A 13,822-nucleotide genomic window follows, 5' to 3' on the forward strand; every position below is an offset into this window, starting at 1 on the left:
ATGTTCTGATGATAACCTTGTTCGTAGTTCGACATGGACGAGCGAACGAGTGGCCCCGAGGATGCATCGGCGACGGCGCTGGCGGACGATTGGTCCGTCCTCCTGGCGGTGACCGAGCAGTTGAACGCGGCCCCGTTCCGCGAAGCGACGCTGCAGGCGTTCCTCCTGCCGGCGCCGCGGCGCGAGGAGGCCGAGGTCGTGCTCGGCACCATCGAGCCCGACGCCGCCGGCAACCCGGCGTGGCTCTCGGTCGCGGTGGTCCGGCCTGCAGCGGTGCGGCCGGCGCGGGCCCAAGTCGGCGGCCGCTACCACCTCCCCGACATCCCGTTCTCGCGGGTCTACCTCGAGCAGCCGGGCGTGCCGGTGCTCGTCGGCTCCGCGGCGACGGACCCGCGGATCGACCCGGTCCTGCGCGACATGTGGGCGGCGGCCGGCATCAAGGCCGCGCTGCTGATCGCGTTGACCCTGCGCGGCCACGTCGTCGGCGTGTTCTCGGTGCAGTGGGGCTGCGAGGTGCAGCTCGGCCCGCGTGAGCAGCGGATCTACCAGATCCTCTCGCGCAACGCGGCGCTGCTGCTGGAGAACATGGTGATCGTCGATCGCCTGCAGGCCGCGCTGGCCGAGCGAAGCACGCCGCTGATCCCGATCACCGACGACATCCTGGTCATGCCCCTGATCGGCACGCTCGACGAGAGCCGCCGCTCGCGGATCCTCGAGGTGGCGCTCCAGGGCGCGCGGTCGTCCGCCGCGCGCGTCACGATCATCGACATCACGGGCGTCCCGTCGCTCGACGTCCACGCCGCTGCGCTCCTGACCAGCGCCGCTCAGGCGCTGCGGCTGCTCGGTGTGCTCCCAATCCTGAGCGGCGTGCGACCCGAGGTCGCCCAGACCCTGACGGCTTTCGGCGATCCGCTGACCGGCATCGTGACTTGCGGAACGCTCCAGGCCGGCGTCGAATACGCCCTGCGGCAGCTCGGGAAGTAGCGCCCTCCTCGGCGAGGGCGCGCCATGCCCATGGCCGCCATTGCTGGAGAACCGGAATGAACCAAGGCGCCGGCGCGGGGATCGTGAAAGCCTGGTGTTGCCGAAGATGAAGGTGTAATTGCCTGCGCTCGTGCGGCGAGCATCGATCTGCCGCTAAAAGTCGCTGGCGCCCACGTACGAGTATTCCGCTCGTAGGCACCGTCGAGGTGATTCGTCGCCCTCGCGACTGATCGTACAACGGACGTCGCGGGTCTCGTCGTCACCGAGCAGCCCCTCGAACACAGAGTCGACCGGCGGCTCTGCGAGGTACACGCAATCCGTCGCTTTGGGATCGCCCGGCATCCATGCCGTGAAGAACTCGCCGCCCCTGGGGCCCAACAACCGGGTGCGACGAAGACGAGCGTCACCTCCTCGGGTGTGCACGCGGCCAGGGCCGGATCTGCGACGGCTCTCCGGCTGGCCGGAGCGCGCTCCCGCCGCGGAGCTCGTTCGGCTCGTCTCGGCGGCCAGGCTGCCTCCGGCCTTGGGGCTTGTTCCTGCGGTGAGATAGGCTCGCCCGCTCGGCCGGAACCTCAGGAACGGTCGCCTCGGTGATCCTTCACTTCCGCGCGCGATGACGACGGCCGAGCCCGGTCGACTGGGCCTCGGATGTCGACCATGGGATGGTTCGTGTCGGCCGAAGTCTTTCAAACCATCCAAGTTCTGCACCCCGTGGCCCAGGTGGTTGCGCTCGTGGCTCTGGCCATTGTCGCAGCGATCGTCGCTCTGGCCGTTGTCGCAGTGATCGCGATTGTCGCGGTCGTCGTCGTCGGTCTTCGGGTCGGTTGACCTCGTCGCCCGCCGAAGACGAGAGGTCGCCTGCAGCAACGGTGGACTCGAGCCCGGCGAATCGTACGACGTCGGCAGATGGAATACGTCGAAGGCGCCGTGATCGAGACCGCCGGCGTGAGCGGCATCGTCGAGTCCGCGGACGCGCTCCGTCGACGCAGCGCCGAAGCACTCGCGCCCCACGTGCCCGCCGTCGGACGTGAAGCGGGCCACCGCGGCGTCGAGGTGGCGAAGTCTGCGCTTGCTCGTCGAGGTCGAGGCGCGCGCCCGAGGCCGATGGACAGACGACGTCGCCAGCGGATAAGAACACCGCGTGCCAGGCGTCGCTCCCCACGTCCGCCGACGCGTCGTAGCGACCGCCCTCCTCACGGTGGGCCTCGGCGCGCGGGGCAGCTCGGCGCAGCCGGTCGAGCAGCCGCCCCCGCTGGCGCTGACCTGGAGCGCCCCGCCCGGGTGCCCCTCGCGGGAGAGCGTCGGCGCCTGGGTGCGCGACCACCTCGGTGCTGCGGCCAACCCGGCCGGCTATCCCGGCGTCGTCGTCGACGGCGTGGTGACGCGCCAGGGCGCCGACTGGCACCTCCGCCTGAGGGTCGACCGCGACGGTTTCTCCGCCCAACGGGCCCTGTCCGGGCCCACGTGCGAAGAGCTGGCCCGCTCCGCGGCGCTGGTCCTGGCGATCGTGCTCGAACCGACCCTCGGGCGCGCCGATCCGCCCCCGGAGCCGGCCGGCACCCCGCCTCCGACCGAAGCGGAGCCGCCCCCAGCCCAGGAGCGCCCCGACTTGCCGCCGCCCGGGCCGGTCGGCGCCCCGCCTCCGAGCGGCGCCGAGCCGCCTCCAGCGGCCCCGGAGCGCGCCGTCGCGCCCGAAGCCGCGGCCCCGGAGCGCGCCGTCGCGCCCGAAGCCGCGACCCTGGACGACGCAGGCGCGCCCGCGCGCACCCCGAAGCGCCCGCACGGCCACGCCTTGCGCGTCGCGGCCGGCTTCGAGGGCGGCCTCCTCCCCGGGCCCGGCGGCGGCCTGCACCTCGCCTACGCGCTGCGCCTGCCCGTGCTGCGGTTCGAGCTCGCAGGCAGCCTCTGGCCGGCTCGCCGCCGCGACGCGGCCGCTCCCGGCGTCGGCGCGACCGCCCTGCTCGGCGCCGTGGCCGTGCGTGTCTGCCCGACCCCGCACCTCCGGGGCCCCCGCCCCGGCGTCCCCGGGCCACGGACGCCCCGCCTGCTCGAGTTTCCGCTGTGCCTCGGCGTCGAGCTCGGCGCGCTCGACGTCCGCGCCTTCGGCTTCTCCGACGCCCGCGCCGTCCGGGCGCTGTGGGCGGCGGCGCAGGTCCAGCCGGGCGTGGCCTGGCGCTTCTCCCGGCGGCTCGCGCTGTGGGGCGGAGTCGCGCTCGTCGTCCCGTTCAACCGCGCCACGTTCACGATCGAGCCCGAGCCCACCCTCTTTCGTGTCGGCGCGGTCGGGGTGCGCGCCGAGCTCGGCCTCGAGGTCCACCTCGGGCGCGACGTGCCGCGAAAAAATTCTGATGGATCGCCGCGACGCCGATGACCAAGGGGCGATGCCTCCTGGCGTCCCTGCGCCCCCGCGACCACCGACCCTCCCTGCGACCCCGGTCGCCGCGGACACCCGCGACACCGTCGCGGCGATCTACCGCGCCCACGCCCGGGAGCTGTGGCGGGTCCTCGGCCGGCTCGGGGTCCCTCCTGCGGCCGTCGAGGACGCCTTGCACGACCTGTTCATCGTCGTCCAGCGCAAGCTGCCCGGCTTCGAGCACCGCGCCGCGCTGCGCACCTGGCTCTACGCGATCGCGGTGCGGATCGCCCGCCGATACCGCGAGCGCCTGCGCCGCGACGCCCACGATCCGGAGCAGGACGTCGTGAGCCCCGCCCGACCTCCCGACCGCGCGCTGCTCGACGCCGAGGCGGTGCGGGTCCTCGACGAACTGCTGTCCCGGCTCCCCGAGGCCAAGCGCGAGGTCTTCGTGCTGCACGAGGTCGAGGAGCTGTCCGCGCCGCAGATCGCGACCATCCTCGGGATCAACCTCAACACCGTCTACTCGCGCCTTCGAGAGGCGCGCAAGGCCTTCGTCCGGGAGCACTCCCGGCACCGATTCCTCGGGGGGGACGCGCCATGAATCAGCGCCGGGACATCGAGCACCTGCTGACCCAGGCCCGCCGCGCCGCGCCCGGCGACGAGGCCCTCCAACGCGTCTGGAGCCGGCTGCAGGTGCCTCCACCGACCGATCCCGACGGCGGCTCCGAGCTCGACCTGTCCGACCTCCCCGCCCCGGACGCCGCCGCTGCCGCCTCTCTCGGCAAGGCCCTGGTCGTCGGGGCGATCAAGGCCGTCGTCGCCGCGGCCGTCGTCACCGGAGCCGTCGTCGCCGTGTCCCGCGGTCCGGCGACCGAGCCGACCAGCCCCGGCGAGCCCCCGCGCGAGGACCCGCCAATCGCCGCACCGGCCGAGCCGCCCGCCCCGACGCCGCAGCCCGCGAGCCCTGAAGGGCCGCAGCAGGCCGAGCCCGAGGCCCGACCGGCGCCGCCCAGGACGACCCCGCGGCCGCCCAGACGAGAGCCGCCGCCCGCCTCCCCCGACGCCGATCTCGCCGCCGAGCGGGCGCTGATCGCCAGCGCCCAGGCCGCGCACCAGCGCAAAGATCTCTCGGCCGCCCGCGCCCACCTCGACGAGCACGCCCGCCGATTCCCGCGCGGCCTCCTCGCCGACGAGCGCGAGCTGCTCCGGGTCCTGACTTTGTGCGACGCCGGCGAGACGGCGCAGGCCGAGTCGATCGCCCGCGCGCTCGTCGCGAAGCGCGGCGCCGGGCTGTTCCTCCCGCGCCTGCAGGCCTCGTGCGTCTACGAGCGGCTCGTCCCCGTGCAGCGCCCGAGCGGCTCGCGCTGAACTCTGGGCCCCGCAAAAAATTTCGACGGATCGGCGGGCTCCGCAGGACGAAGCAGAGTCACCGCGTCTCGTCGGCGCGGCAAGCCCGAAAGGCTCCGGCCATGCGAAATCACCGCACCCCATCCGCATCAGCGCTCCTCCTTATTCTCACCACCGCCTGCTCCCCCGGGTATTTCCTCGGCAGTCTCACCGGCGCCGCCAGCGAGGGCGACGATGGATCGACCGGGGCCACCACCGACCTCGACACATCCACGGGGAGCGGCGACACCTCCTCGTCCGGCGAAGCGCCGGACGGCCCTACCGGCGGCGTCGCCGAGTGCCCGCCCCCCGGCGACGACTTCGACTTCGAGCTCGACTTCGACTTCTGGGACGGCACGGAGCCGGACGAGCTGAGCGTGGATTGCACGGTCGTCGCATTCGAGCCCGGAGCGACCCAGCATATCGAGCTGGAGTGCCTGTACGACGGTGAGAGCACGCCGCGACAGCACGGCGTCGACGTCACGCTGCCGGTCGACGCGACCCTGGCGGTCACGGTCGGCGATCTGGTCCACCTCGAGTACGGATATACGCCGAGCTTCGACAAGCCGCTCGCGTTCCACGCCGGCCTGAGCCGCGACGGCGCGCCCGTGTTCCTCTTCGGCGGGGGAGGCACCGACCTTTTACCGTTTTGCGCGGCCGAGGACAGCGTGCTGTCGATCTTCGCGGCCTGGGGCATGAGCTTCACCCACGGCCAGTGCGAGCTGGAGTCGATCGAGCGCGTCGACTTCGTGGTCGGCGACGAGACCACGAGCCTGTATAACCAGAGCGCCGGCCTCCTCCCGGACGGCACTCTGGCGATCATCGGTGAGGCCCTGCGCCAGGAGGAGTTCAATGAGGTCGCCTGCGGCTACCAGATCCTGCTGGTGACGCCGGCGCAGTAATGTAACCCGACACCCCGTCGGGGCTTCGCCGTCACTCTCCATATTCCTTCCATCCCGCGGGCGAAACACCGCTCGACCCGTATTGGCCACTGCAATCATACGAGGTGAAACTATCATGAGACGAGCTCTCCTTGGGCTGAGTATCTTGACCAGCGCGACAGCTTGCCCTGGCGACCCGACGGCCGGCACCGAGACCGCGTCGACGGACTCGACCTCGGCGCAGTCATCGACGACCGACGACGCTGCCTCGACCACCGGCGACGAGCCGACGACGACCGGCGAGACGTCCGGCGATCATGCGCCCGGCGGGGCCCGGATCGTGTATGGCGCGCGGGCGGGCGACGGCCCCGGCGAGCTGTTCTTCGTCGATTGCACGGGCGCGACGCCCGGCCCGCCGATCCCGATCCACACGCCCCTGACCGGGGGCTGGTCGGTCTCGGGCTTCGCCTCGTTCTCGCCCTCGTCGCGCTGGATGCACTACGTCGTGCGGCACCCGGAGCTCGGCGCGGAGACCTGGATCGCCGACATGTCCGGGCCGCTCCCCGCCGCTCCGGTGCGGATCGAGCTCCCGACGGACCTCGCGCACGGAGTGGCGGGCTTCACCCACGACGAGAGCCGGCTCGCGCTTGCTGCAAATCAGGGCACCGGCGGATCTCAGATCTACCTCTGCACTCTCGGGCCCGACGGGAGCTGCGTACCCGAGGTCTGGGGGGTGCCGCTCGCTCCGGGCGGAGGCCACTCCGGCCAGTCGATCTCCTTTTCGCCCGACGACACCCGCCTCGCCTATGCCGGCGATCCGGACGGCGACGGTATCGAACAGGTGTTTCTCGGCGGGACCGCCCCAGGCGACGCGGGCGAGGCGGCCTCGCTGTCGGGAGAGCTCCCGCCGGACGAGTCCGCCATCACCGAGATTTGGTTCAGCGCCGACGGCGGCACGCTCTACTACTCGTTCGGCTCGCTGCTGAACGGCTTCGCCGGGATCCACGCGGTCGACGTCTCCGTCGATCCGCCGGCGAGCCCCACGAACATCACGCCGCCGAAGAGCGCCGAGAAGCGGTTGATCCGCCTCCGCGACGATACGAGCGCGGTGCTGCAGTGGGACGGCGCTGCGGGCCGCGGCGACCTCTCGTTCTACGACCTCGACGGGACCGAGGCGGGCGAGGTCGTGTCTCTCCACGACGCCCCCGGCCGCGTGTCCGGCAAGTATTTCGGCTTTTCCCCCGACGGCCGCTTCGCCTTCTACCTCGCCGACACGGAGGATGCTCCGGACGAGTGGGACCTGTACGCCGTCGATACGAGCGGCCCGCTCCCGTCGTCGCCGACGAAGCTCAACGCCCCGCTCGCCGCGGGGGGAGCCGTCACCCACGTCAGCTTCAGCGCCGATTCGACGCGTCTCCTGTACTTTGCGCGCCCGGCGAGCGGGCTCGGCGTCGATCTCTGGACGGTGCGCCTCGATCCGCTCACTGCGCCCGTGATGCTGAACTCACCGCTGCCCGCCATGGGCACGCTCGAGTTCTTGACGGCCAGCGACGACGGCTCACGGGTCCTGGTCGTCGGGACCCAGGCGTCCTTCGAGACGGCGGAGCTCTTCCTCGTCGAGACCGCCGCGCCGGGAGTCTCGTCGAAGCTCAGCGCACCGCTGGGTCCGGGTCAGAACGTGGCGCACCTGCCCTTCTTCAGCGCGGACTCCCAGCGCGTCTTTTACAAGGTGGAAGACATCGTCGACGGGGAGCCCGTCTACAGCCTGCATCAGGTCGACATCCCCACGCCCGGCGCCGCGGTCCAGGTGTCGGCCGAGGATCACGCGATCGTGGAAGTGAAGGTCCTGCCGCCGGCCGGCTCGTGACGGCCCAGACCCCCGCTGTCGGCTCCTCGCCGCCCATCCCGAACCTGGCGAGCGGGGACGGTCGCGCTGCGCTGTCGCGGCGGGTAGCATCGGCCCATGATCAGCGCCGCCCGCTTCCGCGAGATCGCGCTCTCCTTCGAGGGCGCGAGCGAAGTGCCGCACATGGATCGCGCCGCCTTCCGCACCAAGCGGCGCATCTTCGCCACCCTGCCGCCCGACGCCGCGACCGCCAACCTCCTGCTCGACCGCGATCTGCAGGAGGCCCTGTGCGAGGCGAAGCCGGAGGCGTTCGCGCCGGTGCCCGGCGGCTGGGGGCGGATGGGCTACACGACGGTGAACCTGCGCGTCGTGTCGGAGCCCGATCTGATCGGCGTCCTGACCGAAGCGCACGAGCGTGCGAGCGTGCCGAAGAAGAAGCCGGCGGCCAAGCGCGCGCGCCAGCGTTGATGCCAGACGGAGCCGCCACGCCGCTCCCGGAGGTGGCGCGGGAGATACGGCCTGATGGGTGCCCGGTTGGTGCCCACGAGCAGGCCCCCGTCGCGCTGCAGGAAGTCCTCGAGACAGACCGTTCCCGTGGTCTCGGTGAGCCGTGTCGCGACCTCGACGTCATGACGATGATGTTCGACGCGCCGGTCTACACACTTACGCCAGCAACGAGCGCACGTTGCTTCAACGCGACCGACCGCTGCCCGCGCTAGATTCGGCGCAAGGAGAACTCGCATGTCCGTCGCAAGGCCCGCCGAACAGAACACCGTGCCGTCGCTGTCCCTGCCCGATCTCTTCGCGCGCTATCATGTCGGCTGGGAGACCCGCGATCCGGCGCTGATCGCGTCGCTGCATTCGGAGGACAGCGTGGTTCATCTCCATGACGGGTCGGAGCCCGTGCACGGGCGCGACGCGCTGCGGCGGCACTGCGCCGAGCTGTTCGCGCGCCTCGACTGGAGCTTCGAAATGGGGCGCCGGCTTCATGGCGCGGACCACTGGGTGTTCGAATGGACGATGGTGCTGGCGCTCCGCGAGCCCGGCGGCGGTCCCTTCACCGCGCGCGTCGAGATGCTCGACGTGGTGACGATCAATCGCGCGGGCGAGGTCGCGCGCAAGGACGTCTATATGAACGGCGCCCAGGCGCAGGCTGCGTTCGCACGCGCAGGGATCGCACGATAGCTCGTATCGCCGCCCGGCCGCGCCCCTGCCCAACTTGTTTCCTCCCGATACCACGCCGATAATCGCGGCGATGCCGGACCCGAGTTCGCCTTTCAGCAGTCCAACCTTCCCGGTGGGGGTCCGGCGGCTCGCGGCGCATCCCAACGCGTCGCTGGCGGTGCTCGTCGGGCGGACGGGTCCGGTGACGGTGGCGGATGAAGGCGGGCGCGTGACCGGGGATGTGCTGATCGTGCGACCGGGCATCACGCATTGCGTCTCCTTCGCCGAGCGCGGCGCGGACGTGCTCTATCTCAACGGCCTCGCCTTTCCCTTCACGGCGCCGCTGGCGGTCGCGGCCACGGGCGCGCTCGCCCAGCTGGCGGCGCACGCGATCGGCGGCGGGGTCGATGCGATCGCCGAGCTGCGCGCGCGGCTGGGCTCGGCCACCGCGCCGCTGCCCACGAAGTTGGCCGCGATCGTGCGGGCGATGGAGGCCGACCCGATGACGCGGATGCCTCAGGCCGAGCTGGCGCGGCGGCTCGGGATGGAGCGAACACAGGCCTTGCGCCGCTTCAAGGCCGCGACAGGGCTGACCTTCCGCGCGTTCAAACGGTGGTCGGGGCTGCAGCACGCCGCGCGGCAGATCGAGGCGGGGGTGCTGGTGCGCACCGCCGCGATGGACGCGGGCTTCGCCGATACAGCCCACCTCTCGCGCAGCTTTCGCGCCCTGTTCGGACTCTCGCCGAGCGCTGCGATCGCGGGGCTCGACCAGAGCGGTCCCCCGCTCTCCCCTGCCCTCGATCAGCCCTGCGGCAGCCTGCCCGGGCGTCGCGGATCTCTCGATCCCATGGTCGCGACCTCCTCCGAGCGCGCGAACACTCGCGGCTCCGCAGCGCATCGACGTCCAGGCACACATTGACGCGATGCTCGAGAGGCAGCCCGTCCTACGATTGCGCACGGCGACGATCGTCGGAGGTCAGCGCAGGGCGCGACACCATGCAAGGACATCCTCGCCGCGGCGATCGCAGGGAGCTCGCCGCGGCGGAGAACTCGTGGCCGCGTCGCCTGCGATACCGCTCACGCGGCTGGCCCGCACCAGCGCGCCAGGGCGGCGCGCAGGGACGGCGCGTCGTCGCCGGTCCAGGCGACGTGACCATCCGGGCGGATGAGGAGCCGCGTGACGCCCTCGACCTCTTCCTGGTCGGTGGCAAAGCTCGCGGGGACGAGCTCGACCCGATCGCGCCACGGCGCCCAGGCGTCGTGCAGCTCGCGATCCGCGAGGCGATCGATCAGGACGAAGCGACCCGCGTGCAATGATTCGTAGAGGCGCTGCGGGCCGCGCTCGGTGTTCAGGTCGAGATCCGGCACGCGTCGGCCGACCAGCGGGTGGGCCGCGTCGGCAGCGGGATAAGCGACATCGATCGCGCTGATCAGACCCGCGAGCTTGCGCTGGACCGGCGCGACGGCGAGGAGTTCGTCGAAGAGCTCGCGCAGGGCCAGGCCCTCGGGCGAGACGTCCATGAGCTTGCCCTGCGCGGTGGTATTTCGGGCCAGCGCCTCGCCGATCGGGCGGCGCTCGTCGTGGTAGCTGTCGAGCAGCCAGCGCGGCGCCCAGCCGCGGACGGCGGCCGCGAGCTTCCAGCCGAGGTTGCTCGCGTCCTGCAGGCCGACGTTGAGCCCCTGGCCGCCCGCGGGGAAGTGCATGTGCGCAGCGTCGCCGGCGAGGAACACCCGGCCGACGCGATAGCGCTCCGCGAGCCGGGTCGCGTCGCCGAAGCGCGACAGCCAGCGCGGGCTGTGCATCCCGAGGTCGGCGCCGAGGATCCGCCTCGTCGCGCTCCGCAGCTCGTCGAGCGTGACCGGCTCTGCGAGCGGGACCTGCGTCCGCGTCGGATCGACGACGACGATCCGGTGCCCGCCGTCACCGAGGGGGACGAGCAGCAGGAGGCCCTGAGCGTTCGTCCGCGAGACCGGGCCCGGCGGCGGGTCGGCCAGGGTGACGTCGCCGAGGATCGCGGTGCGGGTGGTCGCGCTGCCGGGGAAGTCGACGCCGATCGCCCGACGCACCGCGCTGCCGGCCCCGTCGCAGCCGACGACGTGGCGCGCTCGCACCTCGAGCTCGCCGCCAGGCGCCTGGACGCGCACGACGACCGCGTCGTCGGTCTGGGTGAGGCCGACGAACGCGTGCTCGCGGGCGAGCTCGACGCCGAGCTCGCGCGCCCGCGCCTCGAGCAGCTCCTCGGTGTGCACCTGCGGCAGAAAGAGCGTGTAGGGGTGCCGGGTCGGCAGGCGCGAGAAGTCGAGCCGCGTGTCGAGCCCGGCGAAGTGGGCGCTGGGGATCGGCACACCGCGGCGCACGAAGCGGTCGACGATGCCCCGCTGATCGAGGAGCTCGAGGCTCCGCGGGTGAAGGGTGAGCGCGCGCGACTGCTCCGTCCGCCGCGCCCGCTGCTCGAATACACGCACCCGCACGCCCGCGAGCGCCAGCTCCGCCGCCAGCATCAGGCCCACCGGGCCCGCGCCGACCACCACGACCTCGATCTCCATCCTCATGAGGACCTCCTCGTCGAGCAAAAACTCGAACGATGTTAGAGTTCTCTAACAGTGTTAGAAAGTCAAGCGCATGCTGCGACGCGAGCAGGTGGTGGAGGCGGCCCTGGGGCTGCTGGACGAGGTCGGGCTCGACGGCCTGACGATGCGGCGGCTGGCCGAGAAGCTGAACGTGAAGGCGGCGACGCTCTACTGGCACGTCAAGAACAAGCAGGAGCTGCTCGAGGCGATGGCGGAGGCGATGCTCGCCGATTGCGGCGCGAGCCCGCCCGAAGCCGCTCCGGGGCTCGAGCAGGCGATCGAGCTGGCGGGCAAGCTGCGGGCGGCGCTGCTGACCCGACGCGACGGGGCGCGGGTGTTCGGAGGGACCTATGTCGCGCAGCCGAACACGCTGCGGGTCTCCGAGCGGTTGCTCGCGGCGCTGCGCGAGGCGGGGCTGCCCCTGCGGGCGGTCGCCTGGGGCGCCTGGACGATCTCGTATTACGTGATCGGCTTCACCCTCGAGGAGCAGGCCCTGAGTACGTCGGGCGCCGGGCCGCAGCGGTTACAGGCAGCGCTCGACCCGATGCGCTTCCCGCAGCTCGCGGCCGCGTTCTCGCACCTGATCGACGGCGACCTCGAGGCGCGCTTCGACTACGGTCTGCGGCTGATCACCGCCGGATTGCGGGCAGAGCTGGCTTCAGGGGCCGAGCCGGTGCGTCCGGTGGATCCGCACGTGGCCGCCCGCCGGGAGCGACGCCGACCCGCGCGTTAGGAGCCGGTGGCCAGGGCGACGAGGGTGCCGTCGACTCGACGGCCGGTCGTTCCATGTGCATCGAGACGATACGCGCCCCGGACGAGGGGGTCGGTGAGCGCCACTAAGATCAGCCCGCGGTGCGCCGGAACACCCGGTGCCCGCGCGCCGCGAGGCGCTCCTCGCTCTGATGCCCGCCCGTCAGCAGGATGACGTCGATGCCGAGCGCCGTCGCTACTTCGGCGTCGTGATCCGTATCGCCGAACATCACCACCTCGGCCGGAGCGCACTGCATCTGCGCCAGCAGCTGCCGTCCGCGCTCCACCTTGCTGCGCGCCCGCCGATCGCCGAGCCCGCACACGTGCGTGAACAGTGACGTGAGACCGTGATGCTCGAGGTGCACCTGCAAGTCCGGCTCGTGCGTCGCCGACAGCACCGAGCAGCGGATGCCGCTCGCCACCAGCCCCGCGAGCATCTCGCGCGTGCCTGCGAACAATTTGGAGTGCTGCACGCGCGCCTGATACGTCGTCATGAAGTGGTGGCTCATCTCCTCGAACGAGGTGCGCTCCAGGTCGACGCCGACGCTCTTGTAGTAGTCGACCACCGGAAAGCGAAACTGCGCCAGATACGTGTCACGCGTGACGCGCGGGTAGCCGAAGCGCTCCAGGACGTCCGCCCCGATCTCGACGCACAGATCGAGGTCGTCCAGCAGCGTCCCGTTCCAGTCCCAAATGACGTGACTCTTGTCCTCGAGCAAGGCTGGCAGGCGGTGCATCGTTGCTTCCTCGTGACGCCGTCGACGGCCGCCGCCAAGATGCCACCGATGCCCGCCGCCGCCAAGTAGATGCGCGACCCGCGAGGCACGCGCCGGAGCTGCGCCGGGGCGACATCGCGGCGACTTGCAGCCTCGCGGCCATCACGCCACGGAGGTCCGCGAGCGGCGCGAACTTCGCGTCGTCGTTGCCGAGCCGGTCGAGCCTGAACCGCCGACCCCGTCGGATGGACATGGTTCATGGGACATGGTCTTCAGGACAGGTCTCACAGGACATGTCCCATGAATCGCTCGCAGGCGCCGAACAGTTGGCAGGTCTCCTCGGCGCTCAGGTCCTTGATGAACTCGCGGGGCTCGCGGAGCTTGCCGCGCTCGTACTGCGCGATGTACTTTTCGACCTGGGCGCGCGTCGAGCCGGTCGAGGCCGCGATGTCGCCGGCGTCGCGGCCCTGGCGGTGCATCCCGACGACGACGTGCGGGCGGCCCTTCTTGATCCGCCTCGGTTCGGTCAAGAACCGGTACGGGCGCGCGAGGTAGCGGACGCGGTTCTCGAGCTCCCCGCGCTTGAGCGTCAACCCGATCCGCGGCGACTCGTAGATCCCGCCGTCGCGGGGCGTCGGCGCGAGCGTGATGAACAGCGGCGACCGCTCGGCCGGCTCGACGCTGTTCGCGAACGAGTCGACGAGCGCGCGGATCGACGGCTGCTTCGTCGTCGCCAGCAGGTGCTCGACGCTGAGCGACGGCCCGTCGAACAGCGCCCCGTCGGCGAGCCGCTCGAGGCCGCGGATCAGGATCCCGCCGGACGCGTCCTCGCGCCCGAACGTGATGTCGACCCCCTTGTACGTCCCGCCGCGGTACTCCCCGCCGGTGCGATGGAAGTACCACTGCCCGAGCCCGTACTGGATCGGGTCCCCGTGAGCGAACGTGTCGGGGTGCTGCGCCCCGTTCCAGTAGAGCTCGATCTCCGTGATCCGGTGCGCGACCCCGCCGACGTGCCACTCCGCCCCGCCCAGCACCAGCCCCGCGATCCGCCGAAACGCCGGCAGGTACGCCTCGTCCCCCGCCTCCCGCGAGGGCACCAGCGCACGCAACGCCTCCGAAAAGCTCGCCGTCCGCGACTCCATGTCGCTCCACCATACCAAGTTCCGCT

At 71.7% G+C, this 13,822-nt stretch carries 14 protein-coding genes; 11 read left to right on the top strand and 3 right to left on the bottom strand.

What is annotated here, in order from left to right; translation table 11 throughout:
* Nucleotides 1–33 precede the first annotated feature (33 nt).
* The 10 genes from O0S08_RS34980 to O0S08_RS35025 all read left to right on the top strand — a co-directional run bounded on the left by O0S08_RS34980 (nucleotide 34) and on the right by O0S08_RS35025 (nucleotide 9,536).
* On the top strand, nucleotides 34–984 hold the full coding sequence (locus O0S08_RS34980; protein ID WP_269033782.1) for an STAS domain-containing protein: 951 nt from the start codon (nucleotides 34–36) through the stop codon (nucleotides 982–984).
* Nucleotides 985–1,641: 657 nt separating this feature from the next.
* Nucleotides 1,642–1,812 carry a hypothetical protein gene (locus O0S08_RS34985; protein WP_269033783.1) on the top strand — a complete coding sequence of 57 codons (171 nt, stop codon included), beginning with the start codon at nucleotides 1,642–1,644 and terminating at the stop codon, nucleotides 1,810–1,812.
* Between the two features lie 313 nt (nucleotides 1,813–2,125).
* Nucleotides 2,126–3,355: a hypothetical protein gene (locus tag O0S08_RS34990; RefSeq protein WP_269033784.1), complete on the top strand. Its 1,230-nt coding sequence runs from the start codon at nucleotides 2,126–2,128 to the stop codon at nucleotides 3,353–3,355.
* 10 nt (nucleotides 3,356–3,365) lie between these two features.
* Nucleotides 3,366–3,941, top strand: coding sequence for an RNA polymerase sigma factor (locus tag O0S08_RS34995; RefSeq protein ID WP_269033785.1), 576 nt, complete (start codon nucleotides 3,366–3,368; stop codon nucleotides 3,939–3,941).
* A complete protein-coding gene (locus tag O0S08_RS35000) occupies nucleotides 3,938–4,708 on the top strand; it encodes a hypothetical protein (RefSeq protein ID WP_269033786.1) in 771 nt (256 codons plus the stop codon). The genes O0S08_RS34995 and O0S08_RS35000 overlap by 4 nt, the downstream gene beginning before the upstream one ends.
* A 101-nt stretch (nucleotides 4,709–4,809) precedes the next feature.
* The gene (locus O0S08_RS35005) at nucleotides 4,810–5,628 is read left to right on the top strand and encodes a hypothetical protein (RefSeq protein ID WP_269033787.1); all 819 of its coding nucleotides are present in this window, start codon (nucleotides 4,810–4,812) and stop codon (nucleotides 5,626–5,628) included.
* Between the two features lie 145 nt (nucleotides 5,629–5,773).
* Nucleotides 5,774–7,474 carry a TolB-like translocation protein gene (locus O0S08_RS35010; protein WP_269033788.1) on the top strand — a complete coding sequence of 567 codons (1,701 nt, stop codon included), beginning with the start codon at nucleotides 5,774–5,776 and terminating at the stop codon, nucleotides 7,472–7,474.
* A 96-nt stretch (nucleotides 7,475–7,570) separates the two neighbouring features.
* Nucleotides 7,571–7,921 carry an MmcQ/YjbR family DNA-binding protein gene (locus tag O0S08_RS35015; protein WP_269033789.1) on the top strand — a complete coding sequence of 117 codons (351 nt, stop codon included), beginning with the start codon at nucleotides 7,571–7,573 and terminating at the stop codon, nucleotides 7,919–7,921.
* 273 nt (nucleotides 7,922–8,194) lie between these two features.
* Nucleotides 8,195–8,638, top strand: coding sequence for a nuclear transport factor 2 family protein (locus tag O0S08_RS35020; RefSeq protein ID WP_269033790.1), 444 nt, complete (start codon nucleotides 8,195–8,197; stop codon nucleotides 8,636–8,638).
* Between the two features lie 70 nt (nucleotides 8,639–8,708).
* On the top strand, nucleotides 8,709–9,536 hold the full coding sequence (locus O0S08_RS35025; RefSeq protein WP_269033791.1) for a helix-turn-helix transcriptional regulator: 828 nt from the start codon (nucleotides 8,709–8,711) through the stop codon (nucleotides 9,534–9,536).
* A 158-nt stretch (nucleotides 9,537–9,694) separates the two neighbouring features.
* Here the strand turns inward: O0S08_RS35025 and O0S08_RS35030 are convergent, their stop codons facing one another.
* A complete protein-coding gene (locus O0S08_RS35030; RefSeq protein ID WP_443094084.1) occupies nucleotides 9,695–11,164 on the bottom strand; it encodes an FAD-dependent monooxygenase in 1,470 nt (489 codons plus the stop codon).
* Between the two features lie 76 nt (nucleotides 11,165–11,240).
* Here O0S08_RS35030 and O0S08_RS35035 point away from each other — a divergent pair, with 76 nt between their 5' ends.
* Entirely contained in the window at nucleotides 11,241–11,921 is a 681-nt protein-coding gene (locus O0S08_RS35035) for a TetR/AcrR family transcriptional regulator C-terminal domain-containing protein (RefSeq protein WP_269033793.1), read from the top strand.
* Nucleotides 11,922–12,030: 109 nt separating this feature from the next.
* Here O0S08_RS35035 and O0S08_RS35040 read toward each other — a convergent pair whose 3' ends face one another.
* Entirely contained in the window at nucleotides 12,031–12,675 is a 645-nt protein-coding gene (locus O0S08_RS35040; RefSeq protein WP_269033794.1) for an HAD family hydrolase, read from the bottom strand.
* 263 nt (nucleotides 12,676–12,938) lie between these two features.
* On the bottom strand, nucleotides 12,939–13,796 hold the full coding sequence (locus O0S08_RS35045; RefSeq protein ID WP_269033795.1) for a hypothetical protein: 858 nt from the start codon (nucleotides 13,794–13,796) through the stop codon (nucleotides 12,939–12,941).
* Between the last annotated feature and the right edge of the window lie 26 nt (nucleotides 13,797–13,822).

The organism is Nannocystis punicea (genome assembly GCF_026965555.1).
GTDB classification, from domain to species: Bacteria; Myxococcota_A; Polyangia; order Nannocystales; family Nannocystaceae; genus Nannocystis; species Nannocystis punicea.

Bases quoted from the DNA above. Each gene is read 5' to 3' on its own strand.
- O0S08_RS34980 (WP_269033782.1), top strand. From the start codon at position 34: ATGGACGAGCGAACGAGTGGCCCCGAGGATGCATCGGCGACGGCGCTG.
- O0S08_RS34985 (WP_269033783.1), top strand. From the start codon at position 1,642: ATGGGATGGTTCGTGTCGGCCGAAGTCTTTCAAACCATCCAAGTTCTG.
- O0S08_RS34995 (WP_269033785.1), top strand. From the start codon at position 3,366: ATGCCTCCTGGCGTCCCTGCGCCCCCGCGACCACCGACCCTCCCTGCG.
- O0S08_RS35000 (WP_269033786.1), top strand. From the start codon at position 3,938: ATGAATCAGCGCCGGGACATCGAGCACCTGCTGACCCAGGCCCGCCGC.
- O0S08_RS35005 (WP_269033787.1), top strand. From the start codon at position 4,810: ATGCGAAATCACCGCACCCCATCCGCATCAGCGCTCCTCCTTATTCTC.
- O0S08_RS35015 (WP_269033789.1), top strand. From the start codon at position 7,571: ATGATCAGCGCCGCCCGCTTCCGCGAGATCGCGCTCTCCTTCGAGGGC.
- O0S08_RS35020 (WP_269033790.1), top strand. From the start codon at position 8,195: ATGTCCGTCGCAAGGCCCGCCGAACAGAACACCGTGCCGTCGCTGTCC.
- O0S08_RS35025 (WP_269033791.1), top strand. From the start codon at position 8,709: ATGCCGGACCCGAGTTCGCCTTTCAGCAGTCCAACCTTCCCGGTGGGG.
- O0S08_RS35030 (WP_443094084.1), bottom strand. From the start codon at position 11,164: ATGGAGATCGAGGTCGTGGTGGTCGGCGCGGGCCCGGTGGGCCTGATG.
- O0S08_RS35035 (WP_269033793.1), top strand. From the start codon at position 11,241: ATGCTGCGACGCGAGCAGGTGGTGGAGGCGGCCCTGGGGCTGCTGGAC.
- O0S08_RS35040 (WP_269033794.1), bottom strand. From the start codon at position 12,675: ATGCACCGCCTGCCAGCCTTGCTCGAGGACAAGAGTCACGTCATTTGG.
- O0S08_RS35045 (WP_269033795.1), bottom strand. From the start codon at position 13,796: ATGGAGTCGCGGACGGCGAGCTTTTCGGAGGCGTTGCGTGCGCTGGTG.